General features: G+C 73.4%; 20 protein-coding genes and 1 pseudogene. 12 read left to right on the top strand and 9 right to left on the bottom strand.

Annotated elements, in window-relative coordinates:
• Both E1300_RS07075 and E1300_RS51350 read right to left on the bottom strand, forming a co-directional pair.
• Window positions 1–830: pseudogene (locus E1300_RS07075) on the bottom strand (hypothetical protein); the annotation flags it as partial.
• Window positions 831–952: 122 nt separating this feature from the next.
• Window positions 953–2008: a hypothetical protein gene (locus E1300_RS51350; protein WP_207399527.1), complete on the bottom strand. Its 1056-nt coding sequence runs from the start codon at window positions 2006–2008 to the stop codon at window positions 953–955.
• A 295-nt stretch (window positions 2009–2303) separates the two neighbouring features.
• Between E1300_RS51350 and E1300_RS07065 the strand changes: the two genes are divergently transcribed.
• Window positions 2304–3188, top strand: a complete 885-nt coding sequence (locus tag E1300_RS07065; protein WP_165502711.1) for a class II glutamine amidotransferase — start codon at window positions 2304–2306, stop codon at window positions 3186–3188.
• Between the two features lie 66 nt (window positions 3189–3254).
• Here the strand turns inward: E1300_RS07065 and serC are convergent, their stop codons facing one another.
• The 3 genes from serC to E1300_RS07050 all read right to left on the bottom strand — a co-directional run bounded on the left by serC (window position 3255) and on the right by E1300_RS07050 (window position 6115).
• Complete coding sequence (serC, locus tag E1300_RS07060; protein WP_131756064.1) at window positions 3255–4391, bottom strand: phosphoserine transaminase; 1137 nt, start codon at window positions 4389–4391, stop codon at window positions 3255–3257.
• A gap of 114 nt (window positions 4392–4505) precedes the next feature.
• The gene (locus E1300_RS07055; protein ID WP_131756063.1) at window positions 4506–4889 is read right to left on the bottom strand and encodes a hypothetical protein; all 384 of its coding nucleotides are present in this window, start codon (window positions 4887–4889) and stop codon (window positions 4506–4508) included.
• 113 nt (window positions 4890–5002) lie between these two features.
• A complete protein-coding gene (locus E1300_RS07050) occupies window positions 5003–6115 on the bottom strand; it encodes a citrate synthase 2 (protein ID WP_131756062.1) in 1113 nt (370 codons plus the stop codon).
• A gap of 121 nt (window positions 6116–6236) precedes the next feature.
• Here E1300_RS07050 and pdxH point away from each other — a divergent pair, with 121 nt between their 5' ends.
• Complete coding sequence (gene pdxH / locus E1300_RS07045) at window positions 6237–6983, top strand: pyridoxamine 5'-phosphate oxidase (RefSeq protein WP_242618988.1); 747 nt, start codon at window positions 6237–6239, stop codon at window positions 6981–6983.
• A complete protein-coding gene (locus E1300_RS07040) occupies window positions 6980–8380 on the top strand; it encodes an MFS transporter (protein ID WP_131756060.1) in 1401 nt (466 codons plus the stop codon). The genes pdxH and E1300_RS07040 overlap by 4 nt, the downstream gene beginning before the upstream one ends.
• Before the next feature lie 30 nt (window positions 8381–8410).
• Here the strand turns inward: E1300_RS07040 and E1300_RS07035 are convergent, their stop codons facing one another.
• Window positions 8411–9127, bottom strand: a complete 717-nt coding sequence (locus E1300_RS07035; protein ID WP_131756059.1) for a UdgX family uracil-DNA binding protein — start codon at window positions 9125–9127, stop codon at window positions 8411–8413.
• A gap of 99 nt (window positions 9128–9226) precedes the next feature.
• Between E1300_RS07035 and E1300_RS07030 the strand changes: the two genes are divergently transcribed.
• The 3 genes from E1300_RS07030 (at window position 9227) to E1300_RS07020 (ending at window position 13506) form a co-directional block, all read left to right on the top strand.
• Window positions 9227–9928: an iron-dependent transcriptional repressor DtxR gene (locus E1300_RS07030; RefSeq protein WP_131756058.1), complete on the top strand. Its 702-nt coding sequence runs from the start codon at window positions 9227–9229 to the stop codon at window positions 9926–9928.
• A 234-nt stretch (window positions 9929–10162) separates the two neighbouring features.
• A complete protein-coding gene (locus tag E1300_RS07025) occupies window positions 10163–12508 on the top strand; it encodes an ATP-binding SpoIIE family protein phosphatase (RefSeq protein ID WP_131756057.1) in 2346 nt (781 codons plus the stop codon).
• Between the two features lie 2 nt (window positions 12509–12510).
• The gene (locus E1300_RS07020; RefSeq protein WP_131756056.1) at window positions 12511–13506 is read left to right on the top strand and encodes a zinc-dependent alcohol dehydrogenase family protein; all 996 of its coding nucleotides are present in this window, start codon (window positions 12511–12513) and stop codon (window positions 13504–13506) included.
• 82 nt (window positions 13507–13588) lie between these two features.
• Here the strand turns inward: E1300_RS07020 and E1300_RS07015 are convergent, their stop codons facing one another.
• Window positions 13589–14440, bottom strand: coding sequence for a class I SAM-dependent methyltransferase (locus E1300_RS07015; RefSeq protein ID WP_131756055.1), 852 nt, complete (start codon window positions 14438–14440; stop codon window positions 13589–13591).
• A 192-nt stretch (window positions 14441–14632) separates the two neighbouring features.
• Window positions 14633–14794 (bottom strand): hypothetical protein, encoded by a 162-nt coding sequence (locus E1300_RS49845; RefSeq protein WP_165502710.1) that lies wholly within the window; start codon window positions 14792–14794, stop codon window positions 14633–14635.
• A gap of 109 nt (window positions 14795–14903) precedes the next feature.
• Between E1300_RS49845 and E1300_RS07010 the strand changes: the two genes are divergently transcribed.
• The 4 genes from E1300_RS07010 to E1300_RS06995 all read left to right on the top strand — a co-directional run bounded on the left by E1300_RS07010 (window position 14904) and on the right by E1300_RS06995 (window position 19681).
• Window positions 14904–15302: a hypothetical protein gene (locus tag E1300_RS07010; RefSeq protein ID WP_242618987.1), complete on the top strand. Its 399-nt coding sequence runs from the start codon at window positions 14904–14906 to the stop codon at window positions 15300–15302.
• 95 nt (window positions 15303–15397) lie between these two features.
• Window positions 15398–17440 carry a DHA2 family efflux MFS transporter permease subunit gene (locus E1300_RS07005; protein WP_131756054.1) on the top strand — a complete coding sequence of 681 codons (2043 nt, stop codon included), beginning with the start codon at window positions 15398–15400 and terminating at the stop codon, window positions 17438–17440.
• Window positions 17441–17639: 199 nt separating this feature from the next.
• The gene (locus E1300_RS07000) at window positions 17640–18785 is read left to right on the top strand and encodes an acetyl-CoA C-acetyltransferase (protein ID WP_131756053.1); all 1146 of its coding nucleotides are present in this window, start codon (window positions 17640–17642) and stop codon (window positions 18783–18785) included.
• 101 nt (window positions 18786–18886) lie between these two features.
• Window positions 18887–19681 (top strand): enoyl-CoA hydratase/isomerase family protein, encoded by a 795-nt coding sequence (locus E1300_RS06995; RefSeq protein WP_131756052.1) that lies wholly within the window; start codon window positions 18887–18889, stop codon window positions 19679–19681.
• A 35-nt stretch (window positions 19682–19716) separates the two neighbouring features.
• On the opposite strand, the gene E1300_RS06990 is transcribed toward E1300_RS06995, so the two are convergent.
• Window positions 19717–20472, bottom strand: a complete 756-nt coding sequence (locus E1300_RS06990) for an IclR family transcriptional regulator (protein WP_131756051.1) — start codon at window positions 20470–20472, stop codon at window positions 19717–19719.
• Between the two features lie 206 nt (window positions 20473–20678).
• Here E1300_RS06990 and E1300_RS06985 point away from each other — a divergent pair, with 206 nt between their 5' ends.
• Both E1300_RS06985 and E1300_RS06980 read left to right on the top strand, forming a co-directional pair.
• Window positions 20679–22679: an acyl-CoA dehydrogenase family protein gene (locus tag E1300_RS06985; protein ID WP_131756050.1), complete on the top strand. Its 2001-nt coding sequence runs from the start codon at window positions 20679–20681 to the stop codon at window positions 22677–22679.
• 159 nt (window positions 22680–22838) lie between these two features.
• Complete coding sequence (locus tag E1300_RS06980; protein ID WP_131756049.1) at window positions 22839–23657, top strand: class I SAM-dependent methyltransferase; 819 nt, start codon at window positions 22839–22841, stop codon at window positions 23655–23657.
• Window positions 23658–23981 lie beyond the last annotated feature (324 nt).

Below are 23981 nucleotides of genomic sequence, written 5' to 3'. Positions count from 1 at the left end.
ACCCCGGCGATCGCGGCCAGCGCCCAGCAGCCCGCCGCGAGCCGGGCGCCGAAGCCGCCCGCCCCCTCGGCGGCGATGCGGGCGACCATGCCCGCGCCGAGCAGCCCCGTCAGCGTGCCCAGGAGCGCGATCCGGCGGCGGCTCGGAAGGGGCGCCGGAGTGTCGAGCCGCACCGGCTTCCGGTCCTCGGAGGCCGGTTCCGCGGTCTTCTCGGCCTCTTCGGCGCGCGGAGGCTCGTGCGCGGCGGACAGCAGCGCCGCCTCCTGGTCGAGCAGGCGCTTCTCCGCCGCGTTGTCACGCGGGAGGGGGCCGTTGCCCGGGACGTCCGCGTCGAGGCCCGGGACGCGGAGCGCCTCGTCCAGGGCGGGATCGAGCAGGTCGGACGCCTCGCCGTCCAGCACGTGCATCGGGATGCCGAGCCTGCGCGCGGTCACGAAGACGGTCAGGGGCTCGAACCCCATCGAGGTCAGCCCGCCGACCGCGGTGCGCCCGAACCGGTGGAACACGGTCAGCATCTCGTCGCCGGTGGTGATGGCCAGGCCCTCGATCCGGGACCGCTCGTAGCGGACCAGGGTGAGCCCGCCCGGGCCGATCCGCTCCAGGCCGTCCGCCGACAGCCGCCAGTAGGGTCTCGGACGCCGCCGCCGCGCCTCGGGGGCCGCGCCCAGCAGCCACGGGATCGCGGCCACGGCGCCGATCAGCGCCGCCCAGAGCCAGACCGGGCGGATCGGCAGCAGCGCGAGCGCGACCGCCAGCAGGGCGAACGGCCCCGCCGCGACGGGACGCCACCGCCCGCCGGGACCCGCGAGGCCCACCAGCTCATGCTCCACAGTCCGCATCCTCACACGGGCCTCGGGGGACCCGTCGCCTCCTTCCGCGATCCTTACGTCCGACGGAACCGACTTGCAGCGCGCCGGTCAGGTCGGGCGGGCGATCCCTCCCGGCCGGGCCGTCACCTGCGCCTCCGCACCAGCCCGAACCCGACCACCCCCGCGATGGCCAGGGCCAGGAACAGCCCGGCGCGGGTGCCGTTCGCGTCCCGGTGGCCCTGGTCTCCGTCGTCCTGCCCCTTCGCGGCACTGGACGAGGCGGACTGGGACGGCTTCGCCTTGCCCGGTACCGGGATCCGGTAGACGGGCTGGTTGAGGCCCTCCGACCCGGCCAGGAGGAACCGCCCGTCCGCCGTGTAGGTGATGGACTCGCCCTGCGACTGGAACGGCAGCGACACGCTGCCGAGCGACTTGCCGGGACGGCCGTCGGCCCCCACCGCGTAGAGGCGGGCGCCGAAGTACGTGCGGATGACGCAGGTGCTGCCGTCGGGCGCGTAGGCGCCGTCGGTGGCCATCGCCGAGGCGCTCCCGACCTTCCGCATGGTGTTGAAGCCCCCGGTGCGCAGCCGCGGCGGCCCCTCGTAGACGGCGCCGTTGAACAGCTTGCTCGCGATGTACAGCCGGTTCGTCCGCGGGTTGATCATCACGGTCTCGGCGTTGCGCGGCCCGTCGGCGTACTTCAGCCGGAACGCCGTGGCGCGCAGCGTCTGCGTGCGGATCTGCGCGGGCTCGGGAATCCGGTAGACGGTGACGTACGGCCACGCCCCGCCGAGGTTGTCGCCGATGTCCGCCACGTAGATCGCGGGACGGCCCTGGTCGTCCTTGCCGAGCGCCATGCCCTCCCAGTCGCGGGCGCCCGCCCCGGCCAGCGTCAGCACGGCGCGGACGGCGCCGCCGGGGCCGAGCGCGAAGATCTGCGCGACGCCGCCGGAGTCGTTGTGGGTGTAGACCACGCCGGGATGGCGGACGCTCGCGGCGAGCCCGCTGGACTCGGAGATCCGCCGATCAGTGATCTTGAAGGCGACGTCGGTGCCGCGCGCGGCGGCGGAGGCCGCGGCGGGCGAAGCGGCGGCCGGGGCCGCGGGGACGACGAGCGGTAAGCCGGAGGTGGTGCCGAGGAGGGCGACGGCGGCGCCGGCGCGGGCCGCTCGCCCCCGCCGGGACGGACCCTGTGACATGGCCGACCCTTCCCCGTCACGCCCTTCCCCGTCGCGCGCCCGCGCGGCCGCCCCGGTGCCCGTCATCGCGCTCATCCGGCGCTCAGTTCAGCAGTGCGCCGATGACCACGGCCAGGACGAGCGCGGTCAGCACGGTGGGAAGCAGCCATTGGGGCGCGCGGTTCACCCTCCGAGCTTATGCGGACCCGCGCCCCCGTCGAACCGCCCGTCGGAGATCTGCGTCTCATCTGGCATGTGCGGATTGTTCGGGGTGCTGCGCTCCCCCCTTGCCACAGATCCCGGTCCGGCGTCGGACGTGTTCGTGGCGCTGGGGACGCTGGCGGAGGAGCGCGGGCGGGACTCGGCCGGCGTGGCCCTGCGGGGGCGCGGCCCCGGCACGGGCCGGTCCGGCTGGCGGGTCGTGACGGGACGGGGCGGCTTCTCCGAGGTCTGGCGTCCGGGGCTGCTCGCCGACCTCGACGCCGCGCCCGTCGCGCTCGGCCACACCCGGTGGGCGACGCAGGGCACGACGCTCGACCCGGCCAACGCCAGTCCGCTCGTGGTGCCCGGTTCCGCGGCGGCGTTCGCGCACGGCGAGCCCGTCCCGGCGGCGGGGGTGGTGGCCACGCACAACGGCGACATCGACGCCGCGGCGCTGCGGGAGCGGTTCGCGACGCCGCCCGCGACCGGCACCACCGACAGCGAGCCGGTCTTCCAGCTGCTGGCGGGCTGCCGGGACACCGCCGACGTGACGGCCGTCCTGTCCGCCGTCGTCGGACGCGCCGCGCTGGCCTGGGTCGACCGCGACCGTCCGTGCGAGGTGCACCTGGCGCGCGCGTCGCTGAGTCCCCTGACCGTCGCCGTGGACATGGAGCAGAACTTCTACTGGGGGTCCAACCCGCGCTGGTTCCGGGACATCGAGCGCCACACCCGCGTCCGGTTCGCCACGGCCGTGATGCTCCGCGAGGGCACCTACCTGCGGATCGGGACGGGAGAGCCGGGGGCATCCGGCGGCCTGTCACGCCCCCGGATCCTCGACCGCGCCGCCTTCGTGCCGACCGCGCGCGCCTCCGACTTCGACGACCGCGTCTGGACGGGCTTCACCCCGATGGACGAGGCTCGTGACCGCGCCGGCCTGTTCCACAACACGCTGGAGGCTCCGGCCACCGGCGGCGACGGGGAGTTCGCCACCTGCGCCTGAGATAGCGAGACCCCGGGGCGCGATGGTGCGTCCCCGGGGTCTGGCGGTGCTTCTCAGGCGGTGCCGCTAGAGGCGCTCGACGACGTAGTCGATGCTCGCCGTGAGGGCCTCGACGTCCGCCGGGTCGATCGCCGGGAACATGCCGATGCGCAGCTGGTTGCGGCCCAGCTTCCGGTACGGCTCGGTGTCGACGATGCCGTTGGCGCGCAGGACCTTCGCCACGGCGGCCGCGTCCACTTCGTCGGAGAAGTCGATCGTGCCGACGACCTGCGAGCGCTGCGCCGGGTCCGTCACGAACGGCGTCGTGTACGAGGTCTTCTCGGCCCAGGTGTACAGGCGCTGCGACGAGTCGGCCGTGCGGGACGTCGTCCAGGCCAGGCCGCCCTGCCCGTTCATCCACTCGATCTGCTCGGCGAGGAGCAGCAGCGTGGCCACGGCGGGGGTGTTGTACGTCTGGTCCTTGGCGGAGTTGTCGACGACCGTCTTCAGGTTGAAGAACTCCGGCACGTACCGGTCGGACGAGGCGATCTCGTCGATCCGCGCCAGCGCCGCGGGCGAGGCGAGGGCCACCCACAGGCCGCCGTCGGCGGCGAAGGACTTCTGCGGGGCGAAGTAGTAGACGTCGGTCTCGGTGACGTCCACGGGCAGGCCGCCCGCGCCGGACGTGGCGTCCACCAGCACGAGCCCGTCCGAGGGGGTCGTGCCCGCCGGGCGCTTGATGGGCATCGCGACGCCGGTCGAGGTCTCGTTGTGGGTGAGGGCGTAGACGTCCACGTCCTCCTCGGCGGACGCCTCCGGGTGGGTGCCGGGCGGGCTGGAGATGACGGTCGGGTTCCCCAGCCACGGCGCGCCCGTGGTGACCTTGGCGAACTTGCTGGAGAACTCGCCGAACGTCAGGTGCTGCGACCGCTGCCGGACGAGGCCGAACGACGCGGCGTCCCAGAAGGCGGTCGTGCCGCCGTTGCTGAGCAGGACCTCGTACCCCTCGGGGAGGGAGAACAGCTCGGCCAGGCCGGCGCGGACGCGGCCGACCAGGGACTTGACCGGCTTCTGCCGGTGCGACGTCCCCATGTAGGTCGACCCCGACTCGGCGAGCGCGGCGAGCTGCTCGGGGCGCACCTTGGACGGACCGCATCCGAAACGGCCGTCGGCGGGCTTGATGTCGGCAGGGATGGCTATGGCGGGATTCGCGCTTTCGGTCACCCGCAGAAGGCTACTTGACCTGCGTCGAAGATCGCGGTCCGGGTTCACATGCCGAGACGGCGCAGATCCCGCGGGACGGGCCTTGCGCGGGGCGTCCGGGGCCGTCCGCGGAGATCAGCGGCGGCGGGAGCGGCGCCGGGCGGCCCAGACCAGCAGGACGACCAGCGCGAGCGCGCAGATCCCGCCGACCACGGCGGGCGGGTAGACCCAGTCGTCGCCCTTGGAGTGCGCCTCCACGGCCGTGTGGGCGGAGTCGTAGACGAGGAAGGCCAGCAGCGCGGCGGCCAGCGCCAGCGCGACGCGTCCGGACGCGGCGTTGACGCGGCGGCGCCGCTCCTCGCGCTCCGCCTCGTACCGCCTGAGCTCCTCCGCGGGGTCTGCCGGGGCGGCGGAGGCATTGTGCGCGGAGGCCGGGTCCGCGTCGCGGGTCCCGGCGGGACGGCCCGTCGCGGCGGGGCCGATGTCGCCTTCGAGTGGCTCGTCCGGGTCGTCGATCACGGTGTCCAGTCTGGCAAGGGCGGGAGAGGGGCGGAACGGGCTGGGAACGGGCAAGGCCCCCGGCCGTGCCGGGGGCCTCTAGCGCGCTTCGGGAGGGGGCGGGACCGGCCGGATCAGCCGGCGGTGCGCTTGAGGACCTCCGCCGCTCCGGCCACGTCCTTGATGGAACGGCTGCCGGGACCGGTGTACCGCGCGCTCGGCCGGACGAGGCGGCCGGTGCGCTTCTGCTCCAGGATGTGCGCCGCCCAGCCCGCGGTGCGGCCGCAGGTGAACATGGCGGGCATCATCGCGGTCGGGACCTCGGCGAAGTCCAGGATGACCGCGGCCCAGAACTCGACGTTCGTCTCGATGGGACGGTCCGGACGGCGCTCGCGCAGCTCGGCGAGGGCCGCGTCCTCCAGGGACTTGGCGGCCTCGAAGCGCGGCGCGTTCAGCTCCTTGGCGGTGCGGCGCAGGACGCGGGCGCGCGGGTCCTCGGCGCGGTAGACGCGGTGGCCGAAGCCCATCAGCCGCTCGCCGGAGTCGAGGATGTCGGTGACGACCTTGCGGGCGTCGCCGATCTGCTCGACCTTCTCGATCATCGGCAGGACGCGGGCGGGGGCGCCGCCGTGCAGCGGGCCGGACATGGCGCCGATCGCGCCGGAGATGCTCGCCGCGACGTCCGCCCCGGTGGAGGCGATCACGCGGGCCGTGAACGTGGAGGCGTTCATGCCGTGCTCGGCGGCGGAGACCCAGTACGCGTCGATGGCCTGGACGTGCTTCGGGTCCGGCTCACCGCGCCAGCGGACCATGAACCGCTCGGTGATGGTCCTCGCCTCGTCGATGCGGTGCTGCGGGACCATCGGGACGCCGATGCCGCGGGCGGACTGCGCGACGAACGACAGCGCCGTCGCCGACACGCGGGCGAGGTCCGCGCGGGCCTCCTCGTCGGAGATGTCCAGCAGCGGCCGCATCCCGTACGCCGGGGCCAGCGTCGGGAGGGCGCTCTGCACGTCGACGCGCACGTCGCCGGAGGTGACCGGCAGGACGTGGGGGTCGGCGGGGGCCAGTCCGGGATCGAAGCTGTCGTCCACGAGCAGGCCCCAGGCGTCACCGAAGGAGACGCGGCCGACGAGCTCCTCGATGTCCACGCCCCGGTAGCGGAGGGCGCCGCCCTCCTTGTCCGGTTCGGCGATCTCGGTCTCGAAGGCTACGACCCCCTCGAGGCCGGGTTTGAAGTCGGACATGTCGTCCTGCCTTTCGTCCCAGTGATAAGGCGGTGCCGTGCCATTGAACCCTGTCCGCCTTACTGACCAGTACCCAGGTCCATGTGAGATGCACAATGCCCAGGTGAGAGGCTCGAACGCTGTGGATTCCCCAACGCCCGACCCCGCACGGCTCCGCAGATCCTACGAGGGCGGCGAACTGGCGGAACGGGCGCTCCCCGCCGATCCGCTCGCCCTGTTCGCCGCGTGGTTCGCCGACGTGCACGCCTTCGGCCTGCCCGAACCGAACGCCATGGTGCTCGCCACGGCCACCGCCGACGGCGTCCCGGACGCCCGGACCGTCCTCCTCAAGGGGTACGGGCCGCACGGCTTCCGCTTCTTCACGAACCTGCGGTCGGCGAAGGGGCGCCAGCTCGCCGAGAACCCGCGGGCGGCGCTCGTCTTCCCGTGGCATCCGATGCACCGGCAGGTGCGCGTCACGGGGTCCGTCGTCGAGCTGCCGCGGGAGGAGTCGGAGGCGTACTTCCGGACGCGCCCGTACGGGTCGCGGATCGGGGCGTGGGCCAGCGAGCGCCAGTCGGGCGTCATCCCCGGCCGGGACGTCCTGGAGCGCCGGTACGCGGAGCTCGCCGAACGCTGGCCCGACCCGTTGTCCACGGCCGGATCAGAGCCCGTGGCCGGATCAGAGCCCGCGGGGGAGGGCGAGGCCGTCCCGCTGCCGGACTTCTGGGGCGGCTACCGCGTCGTCCCGGACTCGATCGAGTTCTGGCAGGGACGCCGCGACCGGCTCCACGACCGCATCCGCTACCGCCGCAAGACGTCCACGGAAGGAACCGGGACGGACCCGGACGCGGCTCACGAATGGGAGACCGAGAGACTGTCCCCGTGACGTCGGAACATGAGCCACCCCCCACCCACGCTCCTGACGGCGAGGACGACGACCCCGACGAAGCGGCGCCGCCGGACGACTCCGTACCGACCGCGGCGACCGGACTGACCGAGCCGACGGCGTCGGCCGGGCCGACCGCGCGCGCCCGGCGGCTGCTCGGGTTGCGGCGGCTGGCGATCGACACCCGCCCGCTCCGCCATCCCGCCTACCGCAGGCTCTGGCTCGGGCAGGGCGTCTCGTTCGTCGGCTTCCAGGTCACCGCCGTGGCCGTGCCCGTCCAGGTCTACGACATGACGAAGTCGTCGTTCTGGGTGGGCGCGCTCGGCCTGGTCAACCTCGTCCCGCTGATCGTGTTCGGGCTGTGGGGCGGCGCCGTCGCCGACCACATGGACCGGCGCAGGCTGCTGCTCGTCTCGTCCTGCGTGACGTGGGGCTCGACCCTGCTCCTGCTGGCGCAGGCGCTGCTCGGCGTGGACAGCCTGGCGCTGATCATGGTGGTGGTGGCCGTGCAGGCGATCGGCTTCGCGGTGTCCTCGCCGACCCGCAGCGCGATCATCCCGCGGCTGGTCGAGCGGCCGCTCGTCCCGGCGGCCAACACCCTCAACTTCACCGCCAGCACGGTCGGGTCCCTCGCCGGGCCGCTGTTCGCGGGGGTGATCCTCGCCCGCTGGAGCTACGCGGCGGCGTACGGGCTCGACGCCGTCCTGTTCACGGTGGGGCTGTACGCGGCGGTGCGCCTGCCGTCCATCCCGCCGCTCGGCGACATCACCGGGACGCCCGGCCTCCGCTCGGTGTTCGACGGGCTGCGGTACCTCGCCACCCAGCCGGTGCTGATGATGTCGTTCGTCGTCGACATCATCGCGATGGGCGTGGCGATGCCGCGCGCGTTGTTCCCCGAGCTGGCCGAGACGCGGTTCGGCGGGGAGGGCGCGGTCGGCTGGCTGTTCGCCTCGATCGCCGTGGGCGCGTTCCTCGGCGGGCTGTCGTCCGGCTGGATCGGGCGGATCCACCGGCAGGGGATCGCCCTGGTCGCGTCCATCGTGGTCTGGGGCCTGGCCGTCGCCGCCGCCGGGCTGGCCCACCGGCTCTGGCTCGCGGTGGTCCTGCTCGCGATCGGGGGCGCGGCCGACCTGGTCTCGTCGGTCTTCCGCCAGACGATGCTCCAGACCTACGCGCCGGACGAGCTGCGCGGGCGCCTCCAGGGAGTCTTCACCGTCGTCGTCGCCGGCGGCCCCAGGCTGGGCGACCTGCGCGCCGGTGCCGTCGCCGGGGTCGTGGGCGCCGGAGCGTCCTGGGTGGGCGGCGGCCTCGCCTGCGCCGCCCTGGTCGTCGTCGTGGCCCTCGCCGTCCCGGCCCTGCTCCGCTACGACACCCGCACGGCGGAACGTTCCCCCTAGGTCCGCTCCTGGAGAGGCCCCCGGAGCGCGTCAGGCCAGGGCGCGGGCGGCGACCCGGAGGTCGTCGACCAGCCCGGCGTAGGCGGCGTCGCGGTCGTCGGCGCGCAGCACCGCGGACGGGTGGATCGTCGCGAGCAGCCGGGCCCCGGCCCCATCCGGTGTCTCGCCGGAAGTCTCCTCGGCGATCGACTTCCCGGCGGACGGCGTGCCGATGGTCTCCAGGTCGGGCAGGGGGAGGAGCCGCCCGCGCTGCTTCGTCACCCGGAACGACGACCCCAGCAGCGCCTTGCCCGCCGTGGCGCCGAGGACGACGACCACGTCCGGCTCCAGGGTGCGCAGCTCGGCCAGCAGCCAGGGGCGGCACGCGCGCATCTCGCCCGCGTTCGGCGACTCGTGGATGCGCCGCTTGCCGCCCTCCTGCCGCTTGAACTTGAAGTGCTTGACGGCGTTGGTCACGTACACGTCGCCGCGCTCGATCCCCGCCTCCTCCAGCGCCCGGTCGAGCAGGCGCCCGGCGGGGCCCACGAACGGCTCGCCCCGCCGGTCCTCCTGGTCGCCGGGCTGCTCGCCGACGAGGACGACGCGCGCACCGGCGGAACCCGTCCCGAAGACGGTCTGCGTGGCGTTCTCGTGGAGGTCGCAGCCCTCGCAGCGGGCCGCGGCGCGCCGGAGGGCGTCGAGATCGCGGCGTGCGCGCGGATCGTCCGGGAGGAACGGCTCGGCGTCACGGGAAGTTCTCGCGTTCATCGTGCGTTGCTTCCTACCCGCCACCAGGGGGATATTCGCCGGCCCCGGCGGCACGGGGCCCGAGCAAGTAGACTCCTTCACATAAGACTGGAGGGAGCTGTGACCTCACACGGCCTGATCGATACCACGGAGATGTACCTCCGGACGGTTTTCGAGCTTGAGGAAGAGGGGATCATCCCCCTTCGCGCGCGCATCGCCGAACGGCTCTCGCAGAGCGGTCCGACGGTGAGCCAGACGGTCGCGCGCATGGAGCGCGACGGGCTGCTCCGGGTCGAAGGCGATCGGCACCTCGAGCTGACCGATAGCGGTCGCGGCCTCGCGACGCGCGTGATGCGCAAGCACCGCCTCGCCGAATGCCTGCTGGTCAACGTCATCGGGCTGCCCTGGGAGGACGTCCACATCGAGGCGTGCCGCTGGGAGCACGTGATGTCGGAGGAGGTCGAGCGCCGCCTGGTCGCGCTGCTCGACAACCCCACGACCTGCCCGCACGGCAACCCGATCCCCGGCCTCGCCGAGCTCGGCGGGCAGGCCGACGACGCCGACTCCGCGCCGCTCGCGGTGATGACGGCCGTCGCCAGCCCCGCGGGCGCGGGCGCCGTGATCCGGCGGATCAGCGAACAGGTGCAGAGCGACAGCGACCTGATGCTTAGACTCAAGCAGATAGGGATACAACCGGGACGAGAGGTGACTCTTCGGGCGACCGATGACGGGGTGCGGGTGACCTGTGACGACGAGGCCGACGGTCCTGAGACGGAGCTGCCGCGCGACATCGCCGAGCACGTGTTCGTCAGCAGGCGCTGACCGGCCGCGCGTGCCGTCCCCCCGCTCCGCCCCACCGGTCTATACCGAAGATCTTCATGGCTTCGCGCCTTTCGGGCGTATCCCGACGGCGGCTTCGTCGTTCAATACGACGGAAGAGGTACGCGCGGCACCCGCGCCGCGACGCCCGGTGATCATCAGGCCGGACGCCGGCGGGATGCCGCGCCGGGAGAGAGCGGTTCCGCGCGGGCCGGCTTCTGTGAGCGGGATGGGGAGATGAATCGTTGGGGGGAAGCGCCTCTTGAGGCGCATCTGCCGCCCGAGACCGTCCTCAGCCAGATGGAGATGGCGGTCATCGTCTGCGACCGCTTCAGCAACGTCATCTACGGCAACGCGTTCGCGCGGCAGCTCTTCGGCTTCGGCGGCGACGAGATCATCGGCCATTCGATCCTCTCCCTCGGCATCGCCGAGGAGGACCACGAGCAGGCGACCGAGCTGGCGAAGCACGTCCTCAAGGGCGGCGTGTGGGAGGGCACCTTCTGCAACCTCCGCGCCGACGGCACCACCGTCTACACGCGCGCGCACGCCGTCCCCCTGCGGCACCCGTCCGGCGCGGTCGACGGCGTGGTGATCTTCGCGCGCGAGGCGCTGCGCTCCAACCAGCGCGAGCAGGACCGCTACGGCCTGCTGGAGCGCATCGGCGAGCGGCTCGCGGGCTCGCTGGAGCTGGAGAGCACGCTGCGCCGGGTGGCCGACACGCTCGTCCCGCAGTTCGCCGACCACTGCTTCATCGACCTGTTCAGCGGCGACCGGCTGTACCGGCGGGTGTCCCGGCACGCGGGCGACTGGGAGCCGCCGCCCGGCACGTGGGCGGAGGTCGGCGAGCCCGTCTCCTACCCGCCCGGCCACTTCAGCGCCAAGGCCATGGCCCGCCGCGACGCCGTCCTCGTCGAGGACATGATCCAGCACCGGTTCTCCGCGCCGACGGAGTCGTCCAAGCGCCTCGGCGACGCCATGGGGATCACGTCGGTGATCTCGGCGCCGCTGCTCGTGCGCGGCGAGCTGCTCGGCGTGATGAGCCTCGCGCTGTCGAACCTGTCCAAGCGGCCCGACCCGCACTACGACGGCTTCGACCGCGACCTGCTCGGCGCGATCGCCGGCCGCGTCGCGATCGCCGTCGACAACGCGCTGCTGTTCGAGGAGGAGCGCGAGACCGCGCTCGCCTTCCAGAAGCACCTGCTGCCCGGCGACCGGCCGCCGCGCCTGGACGGCCTCCAGATCGCCTGGCGGTACGAGCCCGCCCGCCCGCTGGAGTCGCACGGGCACGGCATCCAGACCCAGGTCGGCGGCGACTGGTACGACGTGATCCCGCTGTCGGCGGGCCGCGTCGGCGTCGTGATCGGTGACGTGGAGGGCCGCGGCGCCCGCGCCGCCGCCGTGATGGGCCAGCTCCGCGCCGCGCTCCGCGCCTTCGCGCAGGACGACAAGCCGCCCGCCGACATCCTCCGCAAGCTCGACGAGTGGGTCCGCACGATGACCCGCCCGGAGCGGATGCGGTCCGGCTGGAACGGCGACGACCTCGTCCGCCCGCCGCTCGTCTCGTGCACGTACTTCGTGTACGACGCGTGGTCGCGGGTCCTGGAGTTCGCCAACGCCGGGCACCACCCGCCCCTGCTGGTCGTGGACGGCGAGGTCAGCGAGCTGTCGTTCGAGAGCGAGGGCGCGATGCTCGGCGTCCGCGGTCCCGGCATGGGCGGCGAGATCCTCTTCAACGAGGAGACCTGCGAGCTGAAGCCGGGCGCCACGCTCGTCCTGTACACCGACGGGCTCATCGACCGGCGGCCGAAGGACGGCGGCGACTACTACACCCGCGAGGAGTCCCGGGAGCTGGTCCGCGCGGCCGTCGCCGAGGTGGCCCGCGGCGGCGTCGAGGCGATCGCGAACGCCGCCTACGACGCGGTGCCGGGCGACATCGACGACGACGTCGCCATCGTGGTGATCCGCACCGCGCCGGACGAGCTGGCCGTCGAGGAGCGCACGTTCCCGGCCGAGCCGATCATGGTGTCGGAGGCGCGCCGGATGGCCGCGGACGCGTTCGCGTCCTGGGGGATGCTCGACGAGCAGGCCGAGCTCGCCTGCCTCCTCGTCTCCGAGGTCGTCACCAACGTCGTCCTGCACGCCACCACCACGCCCGCCCCGCGCCGCGAGGCGGTCGTCCCGGTGATCGCGGGCCGCGGCGGCGGCGAACCGCTCGCCGCGCCGACGCCCGTCCAGTTCAACACGCCCGCGCAGTTCGCGTCCGCCCCGTTCGAGAACGGCGGCTTCGAGAGCGGCGCGTTCGACGGCGGCGCGTTCGACGAGGACGACTGGAACCTCGGCGCCGACCTCGGCCGCCGCGAGCCGCCCACCAAGGAGTTCCGGCTCCGGCTGCGGCGCGGCGCCGACGCGATCTGGGTCGAGGTGTTCGACTCCGACATGCGGCTGCCGCGCATCCGCAGCGCGGGCGAGACCGACGAGGGCGGCCGCGGCCTGTACCTCGTCGACCAGCTCGCCAGCCGGTGGGGCGCCCGCCCGACCTCCGACGGCAAGGCCGTCTGGTTCGAGCTGCCGCTCACCCCGTAGCCGTGCTCGCCTGGACGGTGGACGCCCCGGCCCCGATCGCGTCGGGACCGCTGCGCCGCACCGCCCGCGACGTCCCGTCCCCGGGGCCGGGGGAACTGCTGGTGCGCGTCCTCGCCTGCGGCGTGTGCCGGACGGACCTGCACGTCGCGGAGGGCGACCTGCCCGTCCACCTGCCCGGGGTGACGCCCGGCCACGAGATCGTCGGCGAGGTCGTCGAGGCCGGTCCCGGCGCGCTGCGCGGCCCCGGCGACCGGGTCGGCGTGGCGTGGCTGCGCGGCACCTGCGGCGCGTGCCGCTTCTGCCGCCGCGGCGCGGAGAACCTCTGCCCGTCGTCGGTCTACACCGGCTGGGACGCGCACGGCGGCTACGCGGAGTTCGCGCTCGCCGTCGACGCGTTCGCCTACGACCTGCCCGCCGGGCTGGACGACGTCCGCGCCGCGCCGCTGCTGTGCGCGGGCATCATCGGCTACCGGGCGCTGCGCCGCGCCGCCCTGCCGCCCGGCGGCCGCCTCGGCGTGTGGGGCTTCGGCGGCTCGGCGCACCTCGCCGTCCAGATCGCGGTCGCCGAGGGCGCCGACGTGCACGTCTTCACCCGCAGCCCGGCCGCCCGGGAGCTGGCCCGCGAGCTCGGCGCGTCCTGGGCGGGCGACTCGTTCGACGCGAACCCCGCGCCGCTCGACGCGGCGATCACGTTCGCGCCCGCCGGCGGGCTGGTGCCCGCCGCGCTGGAGCGCTTGGACCGCGGCGGGACGCTCGCCATCGCCGGCATTCACCTGAGCGACGTGCCGCCGCTCGACTACCAGCGGCACCTGTTCCAGGAGCGCGAGGTCCGGTCGGTCACCGCGAACACCCGCGCGGACGGCGAGGAGTTCCTCCGCCTCGCGGCGCGGCTCGACGTGGCGGTCACCACCCGTCCCTACCCGCTGGACGAGGCGGACCGCGCCCTCGCCGACCTGGCCGCCGACAACTTCACGGGGGCCGCCGTCCTAGTCCCATAACGGCGAGTGCCGCGGGCCTGGAGTTCGCCCAGGAGCGGTCACGGCACGAGCCGCCAGGCGCGTGCCGTGGGCCGTGAGTGCATCAAATGGGTTCCGCGGCTACGTGGGCCCAGGATTGGGTGAACCAGAGTTCGCCGCCGATGATGCGGGGCTTGGCGCCGGTGCGCGGGCCGCCGTCCACCTCGTCGGTGAGGGCCTCGCGGATCCGCTCGGCCGCGGCCGGGTCCGCCGCGCCCGCGAGCCAGGGCTCCACGGGCCGCTCGACGGTGAACACGTCGAGGCGGCGGATGCTGGCGCCCGCCGAGGTGATCATCTCGGTGAGCCGGGCGATGGACGGGGTGCCGGGGTGGTCGGGGTCGCGCAGCCGCTCGATCCGGTCGCGGTCGGGGCCGGCGAGGTTGCCGCGGACGAGGTCGGCGATGATCAGCCGTCCGCCGGGCCGGCACACCCGCAGCAGCTCGCGCAGGACGTGCTCGGGGTCGCCGAGGTTGTAGAGGGAGAAACGGGCCGTCACCAGGGAGAACGCGTCGTCCCTGTAGGGCAGCGCGGTCGCGTCGGCGCGGACGGTCATGCCGTCGGGGCCGCCGGCGCGCGGGGCGTCCGTCCCGGGTCCGCGGCGCCGGGGTTCGGCCGGGAGGACGTCCTCGCGGGTGGCTCCGGGGGGAAGGTCGATGTCCTGCGCGATCCGCACCGGGCCCGTCCCGAACGTCACCGTGGACATGCGGCCGTCCCGGCGCCCGGACGGCGCGGGCGTCGCGTCGACGGCGGTCACGTGGCGGACCTGGGGGCCGAGCGCGGCGGGCATGGGGCCGGTGCCGCGCGCGACGTCCAGGCAGACGTCGTCGCGGTCGGGTTCGACGAACTCCAGCAGCCGCCTCAGATGCGGGGCGGTCGCGGCGCCCGTCTCCTGGATCGCGGTCGCCGGATGCGGCACGGGGGCACTCCCTCGGGGCGTGAGGCCGGTTTCGCCAGATATGACTCCCCCTGGAGGGAGGAAGTTCGGTTCCCGGCGCCGGAAAATCTCAGCCGGGACGCTGGGACGGTCCGCGCCGGGCGCCGTGCCTGCGCCGTGCCCGCGCCGCGCCGGGCGCCGTGCCGGCGCCGTGCCCGCGCCGTGCGCGGGGGCTCAGGCGTTGAGGTGCTGGCCGTAGAGGGCGCCGACGACCAGCACGAACACCGTGATCACCGCGACCCGGGTCGGCGCGGGGATCCGCAGCCGGATCGCGGCCCAGCGCACGCAGAACGCGGCGAGAAGTGACACGACGATGAGGCTGAGGATGCCTTCCATGGCCACCTTCGTTCCGAGGGAGGAGTGCCGCCTCCCTGAACCATAGACGGGTAAGGCCCGGGTTACCCCCGTGCCGCCCGGCGGGGGGAGTCCCGCTACGCTCCCGGATGTGGCAGACGCGAAGGAAACAGGCGGCCGTGACCGGCTGGACGACCTCATGCTCAACCTGGCCCGCGGACGGGTCGCGCTCGGGCTCGCGGCGCTCGCCGCGCCGAAGCTGACCGTCCGGCTCCTCGGGCTCGGCCGCGGCGCCGACACCGGCCGCGACTACGTGACCCGCATGTTCGCGGCGCGGGAGATCGCGCTCGGCGCCGGATACCTGCTCAGCGACCCGTCCGGGCGCCGCCTGTGGGCCCGGATCGGCCTCGCCGTGGACGGCCTCGACACCGTCAGCGGCGTCCGCACCCGCGCCGGCCTGCCGATCTGGGTGTCGGCCGGGGCCGTCGGCGTCGCGGGCGGCGCGGCCGCCCTCGGCGCGGCCAAGGTCGCCAAGGACGTCGTCCGCTGATCATCGCCCGGGCGAGACCGCGCCGCGCTCGCGGTGATCTCGCCCGGGTCCTGGGTAGGCCTCCCCCCGGTGCGGACGGGGTGAGGGGGCGGACGATGACGGCGGACACGGCGGCGCGGGACGAGCGGGCCATGCCGAAGGGCAGGGACCTGTACGTCATCCTCGGCGCGCTCATGCTGGCGATGCTGCTCGCCGCGCTGGACCAGACGATCGTCTCCACCGCCCTGCCGACGATCGTCAGCGACCTCGGCGGCCTCAACCACCTGTCGTGGGTCGTCACCGCGTACCTGCTGGCCTCGACGGCCTCGACGCCGCTGTGGGGCAAGCTCGGCGACCAGTACGGCCGCAAGCGGCTGTTCCAGACCTCGATCGTCATCTTCCTGATCGGCTCGGCGCTGTGCGGCCTCGCCCAGGGCATGAGCGAGCTGATCATGTTCCGGGCGCTCCAGGGCCTCGGCGGCGGCGGGCTCATGGTGCTGGTCGTCGCGATCGTCGGGGACGTCGTCCCGCCGCGCGAGCGGGGCCGCTTCCAGGGCCTGTTCGGCGCCGTGTTCGGCGTGGCGAGCGTGTGCGGGCCGCTGCTCGGCGGCTGGTTCGTCGACAACCTGTCGTGGCGCTGGGTGTTCTACATCAACGTGCCGATCGGGATCCTCGCGCTGATCGTGATCGCCGCCGTGCTGCACACCGCCGGCGAGCGCGAGCGGCACCGCATCGACTACCTCGGCACGCTGCTGATCGTCGGCTGGGCGGTCGGCCTGGTGCTGATGACCACCTGGGGCGGGACGACCTACGACTGGATCTCCCCGCAGATCATCGCGCTCGGCGCCGGCTCGGTCGTGCTGATCGCGGTGTGGATCGCCGTGGAGCAGCGCGCCGCCGAGCCGATCATGCCGCCGCGGCTGTTCGCGAGCTCGGTGTTCTCGCTGAGCTCCGCGATCAGCTTCGTCGTCGGCTTCGCGATGTTCGGCGCGCTGACGTTCCTGCCGATCTTCCTCCAGGTCGTGCACGGGGTGTCGCCGACCCTGTCGGGCGTCCACCTGCTCCCGATGATGCTCGGCATGCTGGCCAGCTCGATCGCGTCCGGCCAGCTCATCAGCAAGTTCGGCCGCTACAAGGTCTATCCCCTGGTCGGCACCCCGATCATCGCGGCGGCGCTGTTCCTGTGCTCGCGGCTCGACGAGGACTCCTCCACGCTGTCGATGAGCCTGCGGTTCGCGCTGCTCGGCTTCGGGCTCGGCCTGGTGATGCAGGTCCTCGTCATCGCCGTGCAGAACACCGTCTCGTACGGCGACCTCGGGTCCGCCACGTCCGGCGTGACGTTCTTCCGGCAGATCGGCGGCTCGTTCGGCGTCGCGGTGTTCGGGTCGGTCTTCAGCAACCGGCTCGCCGCCCACGTCGAGGACCTCGCCAAGGACCGGATGCTGCCGCCCGGGTTCGATCCCGCCGCCGTCCAGGGCAACCCCAAGCTGCTCGACAGATACCCGGGGCAGGTCAAGGACGGCGTGCTGCACGCCTACGCCCAGTCCATCGACACGGTGTTCCTGTGGGCCGTTCCGGTGGCCGCGGTCGCGTTCGTGCTGACGTGGTTCCTGCGCGAGGTGCCGCTCCGGGCGACCTCCAGCGCGCCCGACTACGGCGAGGGGTTCGGCGGGGCGCCCACGGTCCGCTCGTCCCGGCACGAGATCGAGCGGGCCCTCAGCGAGCTCATGCGCAGGGACGCGGGCGCGCTGGAGCTGTACGAGCGGCTCGGCGCGGTGTCCGGCGTGAACCTGCCCGCGGGCAGCATGTGGGCGCTGTGCCGCATCGCCAAGGACGGCAGCGTCCGCGGGGACGTCCTCGCCGAGCGCGCGGGCGTGCCCGTCGAGCAGGGGCGGCCCTACGTGGACCGGCTCGTCCACGCGGGGTTCGTCGTCCGGCACGACGGGACGCTCACCATCACCGACACCGGCGAGGAGGCCGCCGAGCGGCTGTTCACGGCCCGGCGCGAGGGCCTCGCCGAGCACCTGGACGGCTGGTCGCCCGGCGAGCACCCGGAGCTCGCGGACGTGCTGGCCCGGCTGGCCCGCGCCTCCCTCGGCGACGAGGCGGACGGCCGCGAGGTCCACGCCGAACCGGCCGGCGGCTCCCAGCGCAGCTAGACCGCCCGGCGGCTGCCGAGCGCCGTCCCGCCGAGCGTGGATAAACCGCTCGGCCCGGGGCGTGGGCTACCGTGCCCGCAGGGGTTTCCCGAGACCCAGCTCACATGGCGTTGCGCCGTGGGCGATGTAATCTCATACTGACTGACCGAATCTCACTCGGTTTCGGGACGGAACCCAGACCCCAGCTTTTGGAGGCGTAGTGGCCGAGGCGTACATCGTCGGCGCGGTCCGTACCCCCGTCGGTACGAAGAAGGGCGCCCTCAAGGACGTGCACCCCGCCGACCTCGGGGCGCACGTGCTCAAGGAACTCGTGAACCGCACGGGCGCCGACCCGTCCGCGGTCGAGGACGTCATCATGGGCTGCGTCATGCAGGTCGGCCCGCAGTCCCTCGACATCGCGCGCACGGCGTGGCTGTCCGCCGGCCTCCCCGAGAGCGTGCCCGGCGTGACCATCGACCGCCAGTGCGGCTCGTCCCAGCAGGCGATCCACTTCGCCGCGCAGGGCGTGCTGTCCGGCACCCAGGACCTCGTCGTCGCCTCCGGCGTGGAGCAGATGGCGATCGTCCCCATGGGGTCGTCCGTCGCCATGGCCCTGGAGAAGGGCATGCCCTTCCCGTACGGCGAGGGCTGGGCCGAGCGCTACGGCATGCAGGAGATCTCCCAGTTCCGCGGCGCCCAGCTCATGGCCGAGAAGTGGGGGTTCAAGCGCCAGGACCTGGAGGAGTTCGCGCTCGCGAGCCACCAGCGCGCGAGCAAGGCCATCGAGGCCGGCTACTTCGACCGGGAGATCGCGCCCATCGCCGGGCTGAGCCAGGACGAGGGCGCCCGTCCCGACACCTCGCTGGAGAAGATGGCGGAGCTCAAGCCGCTGCGCGAGGGCTGGGACCTCACCGCCGCCGTCGCCTCGCAGATCTCCGTCGGCGCGTCCGCCGTGATGATCGCCTCCGAGGAGGCCGTCAAGCGGTACAACCTCACCCCGCGGGCCCGCATCCACACGCTCGCGATCTGCGGCTCGGACCCGGTCTACATGCTGACCGGCCCGATCCCGGCGACCGAGAAGGCGCTGTCCCGCAGCGGCCTGAAGATCGACGACATCGACGTCTTCGAGGTGAACGAGGCGTTCGCCCCGGTGCCCATGGCCTGGGCCAAGGACACCGGCGCGTCGCTGGAGAAGACCAACCCGAACGGCGGCGCCATCGCGCTCGGCCACCCGCTGGGCGCCACCGGCGGCGTCCTCATGACCAAGCTCCTCCACGAGCTGGAGCGCACCGGCGGCCGCTACGGCCTCCAGACCATGTGCGAGGGCGGCGGCCAGGCCAACGCGACGATCATCGAGCGGCTCTGACGGAGCCACTCCCGTGAATCCGGCCCCCGGTGCCGCGCACCGGGGGCCAGGTCGTGCCGGACGGCCGGGCGCGGAGCGCGCCCGGGGAAGGTGGCCGCACCATGTACGAGACGATCCGCTACGAGGTCGCCGACCGGGTCGCGCGGATCACGCTGGACCGTCCCGCGGCGCGCAACGCGCTCAGCGACCAGATGATCGACGAGCTGCTCGACGCGTTCGAGCGGCTGAAGGCCGACGACGGCGTGCGGGTCGCGGTGCTCACCGGCGCCGGTGAGCGGGCCTTCTGTGCCGGGGCCGACCTCGGCGGGCTCGGCGCCGCGCAGGCCGGCGGCCGGTCGGTGGCGGACGCCGGCGCGATCCGCGCCAGCGCCCCGTTCCGGCTGTTCACCGCGTTCCCGAAGCTGGGCAAGCCGATCATCGCGCGGCTCGCCGGGCACGCCGTCGCGGGCGGGCTCGGGCTCGCGGCCGCCTGCGACCTCGTGATCGCGGCCGACGACGTCACGCTCGGCACGCCGGAGGTCAACGTCGGGCTCTGGCCCATGATGATCATGGCCATCATCAACCGGAACGTGCCGCCCAAGCAGGCGTTCAAGCTCTACTACACGGGGACGCGGATCACGGCCGCCGAGGGACGCGAGATCGGGCTCGTCACCGAGGTCGTCCCGCGCGCCGAACTGGACGCCCGGGTCGACGAGCTGGCCCGCGCCATCGCGTCCAAGAGCCCGCTCGGGCTGCGGCGCGGGCGGGACGCGTTCTTCGCGATCGAGGGCCTCCCGCTGGAGGACCAGGTCGCCCACCTGCTCTCGGAACTGGTGGAGCTCGCCGCCACCGAGGACGCCAAGGAGGGCATCACGGCCTTCCTGGAAGGACGCGACCCCGAGTTCCAGGGCCGTTAGGCGCCCGTCGGAAAGGGCGGATCAGCCGCCGGCCGTCAGGTGGCGAGCGCCAGGGTGCGCTGGATCCGTTCGGCGGTGTCGCGGAGCCGGTGCGCGGACGCCTGGATGCGCGGCAGCCGGCCCGGCCGGCAGGAGATCGCCAGCGCGCCGACGGCGCCGGTCGCGTCGGTGACCGGGACGGCGGCGCAGCCGGTGCCGAGGGCGTACTCCTCGTGGTCGAGCGAGAGGCCGCCGGGCGTGCTGAGCGCCCGCAGCAGGCGGCGCGGCTCGGTGATGGTGTGCGGGGTCAGGTCGACGAGCGGGTGCCGGGCCAGGTGGTCGCGGCGGTGGTCGTCGTCGAGCTGGCTGAGCACGCACTTGCCGAGCGCGGTCGCGTGCGCGGCGTCCTCGAACCCGACGCCGAGGTCGACGCGCGGGGTGCGCGGGCCGTCGGCGATGTCGATGACGCGGATCTCACCGTCGATCCGCATGCCGAAGTACACCGCGACGCCGAGCTCGTCCCGCAGGGCGGACAGCGTCGGCCGGACGGCGGCGAGCAGCTGCTGCGCCCGGCTGCGGCCGTGCAGTTCCTGGACGCGCTCGCCGAGCACCCACACGCCGTCGGACAGCCGCGTCGCGTAGCCCTCATGGGCGAGCGTGCGCAGCAGGTGGTAGGCGGTGGCGAGGGGGAGGCCCGCCTCGCGGGCGAGCTGCTTGGCGGGAGCCCCGCTCGGATGCGACGCGACGACCTCCATCAGCCGCAGTGCGCGCTGCACTGAGGCGATGAGGGTGGGTCTGCGTGTCTCGTCCATCACGCACAGCGAACCCCTCTGGCCCGGTCGGGTCAAGGCCGTCGGCGATATCCGCACCATTGGACCACTTTCCGTGCCCGTCTGGGGCGATTTTCCGGAACCTCTCGGAATCGCATACGCCACGCCAGAATGCCGCGCGGGACTACTCATAGGTACAACCGGAGAGTAACTTCAGGGCACAGGGAAGTCGCTTCGAAGGAGCCGGCATGAGCCAGCCGAGTCGCAGCCCGAGTCCCGTCGACGAGCGGACCGCCCGGAAGGTCGCCGAAGAGGCGCGCGAGACCGAATGGCGGCTGCCCAGCTTCGGAAAGCAGCTCTTCCTGGGCGACTTCCGCCTCGACCTCCTGCACCCGCACCCCCGTCCCGAGGACGAGGCGCGCCGCAAGGGCGAGGAGTTCCTCGCCCGGCTCACCGAGTTCTGCGCCACCAGGATCGATCCGGCGCTGATCGAGCGCGAGTCCCGCATCCCCGACGAGGTCGTCAAGGGCCTGCGGGCGCTCGGCGCGCTCGGCATGAAGGTCCCCGAGCGGTACGGCGGGCTCGGGCTCAGCCAGTACTACTACGGGCGGGCGCTCATGGTCGTCGGCTCCGTCAGCCCGGCGCTCGGCGCGCTGCTGTCGGCGCACCAGTCCATCGGCGTCCCGCAGCCCGTCAAGCTGTTCGGCACCGACGAGCAGAAGGAGACGTGGCTGCCGCGCTGCGCCCGCGAGATCAGCGCGTTCCTGCTCACCGAGCCCGACGTCGGCTCCGACCCGGCGCGGCTCCGCGCGACGGCCGTCCCCGACGGCGACTCCTACGTGCTGAACGGCGTCAAGCTGTGGACGACGAACGGCGTGGTCGCCGACCTCGTCGTCGTGATGGCGCGCGTCCCGAAGTCGGACGGGCACCGCGGCGGCATCTCCGCGTTCATCGTCGACATGGCGTCCGACGGGATCACCGTCGAGCACCGCAACGCGTTCATGGGGCTGCGCGGCATCGAGAACGGCGTCACCCGCTTCGCCGACGTCCGCGTCCCCGCCGCGAACCTCATCGGCACGGAGGGCGCGGGCCTGAAGATCGCGCTGACCACGCTGAACACGGGACGGCTGTCGCTGCCCGCCACCTGCGCCGCGGCCGGCAAGTGGGCCGTGAAGATCGCCCGCGAGTGGTCCCGGGAGCGGGTCCAGTGGGGCCGTCCCGTCGGCGAGCACGAGGCCGTCTCCAAGAAGATCGCGTTCATCACCGCCACCGCCTACGCGATGGAGGCCGTGCTCGACCTGTCCGGGCAGCTCGCCGACGACGAGCGCAACGACATCCGGATCGAGGCGGCGCTCGCCAAGCTGTGGTCGTCGGAGATGGCCTGCCGCGTCGCCGACGAGCTGGTGCAGCTGCGCGGCGGCCGCGGCTACGAGACGGCCGCGTCGCTCGCGGCCCGCGGCGAGCGCGGCGTGCCCGCCGAGCAGGTGCTGCGCGACCTGCGCATCAACCGGATCTTCGAGGGCTCCAGCGAGATCATGCACCTGCTCATCGCCCGCGAGGCGGTGGACGCGCACCTGTCGGTCGCCGGGGACGTCATCGACCCCGACGCCTCCGCCGGGCAGAAGGCGCGGGCGGCGGCGCGGGCGGGCGGCTTCTACGCGCGCTGGTTCCCGACGCTCGTCACCGGCGCCGGGCAGCGCCCGAACTCGTACGCGGAGTTCGGCCCGCTGGGCAAGCACCTGCGCTACGTCGAGCGCGCGTCCCGCAAGCTCGCGCGGTCCATCTTCTACGCGGCCGGACGCTGGCAGGGCGGCCTGGAGTACCGGCAGGGCTTCCTCGGCCGCATGGTCGACATCGGCGCCGAGCTGTACGCGATGAGCGCCGTGTGCGTCCGCGCGCACGCCGACGCGTCACCGGAGGGCCCGATCGCCGGACCGCGCACGGAGCCCGGAACGTCCGCTGAATCTGAAGCGTCCGTGGAATCCGGAACGCCCACGGAGCCTGGCCCGTCCGCGGTGCTGCTCGCGGACGCGTTCTGCCGGCAGGCCCGCGTCCGCGTGGAGGAGCTCTTCGAGGGACTGTGGCGCAACACGGACGCGACGGACGCGAGGCTCGCGCGGGCCGTCCTCGCGGGCGACTTCGCCTGGGTGGAGGACGGCGTCCTCGACCCGTCCATCCCCGGCCCGTGGATCGCACCGTCCGAACCGGGCCCGAGCACCCTGGAGACCGTGCACCGGACCATCGGATAAGCCCAGGCCACGCGCGAAACTGAACGCTCTGCGTCGGCGGCTCGTACGGATGGGTAGACTGTCCCGACCTTGCGCCTGAGATCGGACCGTCCCGGGGGGACAGGACTCCTCGATCCGGCGAAGACATCCGAACGCCCACGCACCCAGCGAGCGGGAAGTATGCAGCCACCAGGTCAGAAGAACTCCATCGCAGGCACCCTCCTCAACTTCCTCGGCACCAGGCCGAAACCCGGAACCGTGATCAGGACCGCGGGCGACGGCGAGGTCGTCCAGCCCGCGGCGGGCGAGGGAGCGCTCGAAAACCACCTGGGCGGCGACGAGGCCCGCAACTACCGCAAGTACGAGTACGACACCGTCGCCCCGTACGTGGGACGCTCGCTGCTGGAGATCGGCTCCGGGCTCGGGCACTTCTCCGAGCAGTTCGCGGGGCGGCTCGACTACCTCGCCGTCAGCGACAACGACCCGTACTGCGTGGAGCAGCTCCGCAAGCGCTACGACCAGGACGACGACGTCGAGGTCCTCGACCTGGAGCTGCCGGCCGAGGTGGAGATCCGGCAGAAGGTCGACACCGTCGTGATGATGAACGTCCTGGAGCACATCAAGGACGACGTCCAGGCGCTGCGCGACCTCGGCGCCGTCACGCTGCCCGGCGGCCGGATCGTCATCTGGGTCCCCGGCTACATGCAGCTCTACGGCGACTTCGACCGCAAGGTCGGGCACGTGACCCGGTACACGCCGGCGACGCTGGAGGCGTCGGTGCGCGCGGCGGGGCTGGTCCCCGAGGTGCTGAAGCCGATCAACTTCCTCGGCGGCATCGCCTGGTGGTTCGCGGTCCGCCGCGGCGGCGCCGGCTACCCCGACCCGCGGCTCGTCAAGATCTACGACCGGACGGTCGTGCCGCTCACCCGCGGCATCGAGCGGCTCGTCCGGCCGCCGTTCGGCCAGACGGTGTTCTGCGTGGCGCGCGTCCCGCGCTGACACACGACGTTCCGAAGGGGACGGGCCCGCCACTCGGCGCCCGTCCCTTTCGCGTTATCCGAGGCGCCCCGTCCCCTTCGCGTTCCCGCGGCGCCCGTTCGCTCCGCCCTCTCTTCGCCCTCTCTTCGCGCTCCGGTCGCCGGGTCGGCTCAGTGGAGGCCCGTACACCCGGCTCGATGCGGCTCGCCGGTGTTCTCCGCTTCGGTCGTCCCACGGTCCGGTGGGCCCCGATTTCGGCGGTGATGCGGGGTCGGCGCGCTCTCTAGGTATGCGGATATCGGGATGTCTCCCGATGCGCGGCGGGCGTCCGCCCAGCAGACTGGA

The sequence above is a fragment of the Actinomadura fibrosa genome (assembly GCF_900659615.1).
In the GTDB taxonomy this organism is placed as follows: Bacteria; Actinomycetota; Actinomycetes; order Streptosporangiales; family Streptosporangiaceae; genus Spirillospora; species Spirillospora fibrosa.
The sequence above is the reverse complement of the archived record's forward strand: the minus strand, read 5'-3'. Positions and strand labels throughout refer to the sequence as shown.

Excerpts from the sequence above, each read along its gene's own strand:
- E1300_RS51350 (WP_207399527.1), bottom strand. The coding sequence starts at position 2,008 with ATGTCACAGGGTCCGTCCCGGCGGGGGCGAGCGGCCCGCGCCGGCGCC.
- E1300_RS07035 (WP_131756059.1), bottom strand. The coding sequence starts at position 9,127 with ATGAACGCGAGAACTTCCCGTGACGCCGAGCCGTTCCTCCCGGACGAT.
- E1300_RS07005 (WP_131756054.1), top strand. The coding sequence starts at position 15,398 with ATGACGGCGGACACGGCGGCGCGGGACGAGCGGGCCATGCCGAAGGGC.
- E1300_RS06980 (WP_131756049.1), top strand. The coding sequence starts at position 22,839 with ATGCAGCCACCAGGTCAGAAGAACTCCATCGCAGGCACCCTCCTCAAC.
- E1300_RS06985 (WP_131756050.1), top strand. The coding sequence starts at position 20,679 with ATGAGCCAGCCGAGTCGCAGCCCGAGTCCCGTCGACGAGCGGACCGCC.
- E1300_RS06990 (WP_131756051.1), bottom strand. The coding sequence starts at position 20,472 with ATGGACGAGACACGCAGACCCACCCTCATCGCCTCAGTGCAGCGCGCA.
- E1300_RS06995 (WP_131756052.1), top strand. The coding sequence starts at position 18,887 with ATGTACGAGACGATCCGCTACGAGGTCGCCGACCGGGTCGCGCGGATC.
- E1300_RS07025 (WP_131756057.1), top strand. The coding sequence starts at position 10,163 with ATGAATCGTTGGGGGGAAGCGCCTCTTGAGGCGCATCTGCCGCCCGAG.
- E1300_RS49845 (WP_165502710.1), bottom strand. The coding sequence starts at position 14,794 with ATGGAAGGCATCCTCAGCCTCATCGTCGTGTCACTTCTCGCCGCGTTC.
- E1300_RS07050 (WP_131756062.1), bottom strand. The coding sequence starts at position 6,115 with ATGTCCGACTTCAAACCCGGCCTCGAGGGGGTCGTAGCCTTCGAGACC.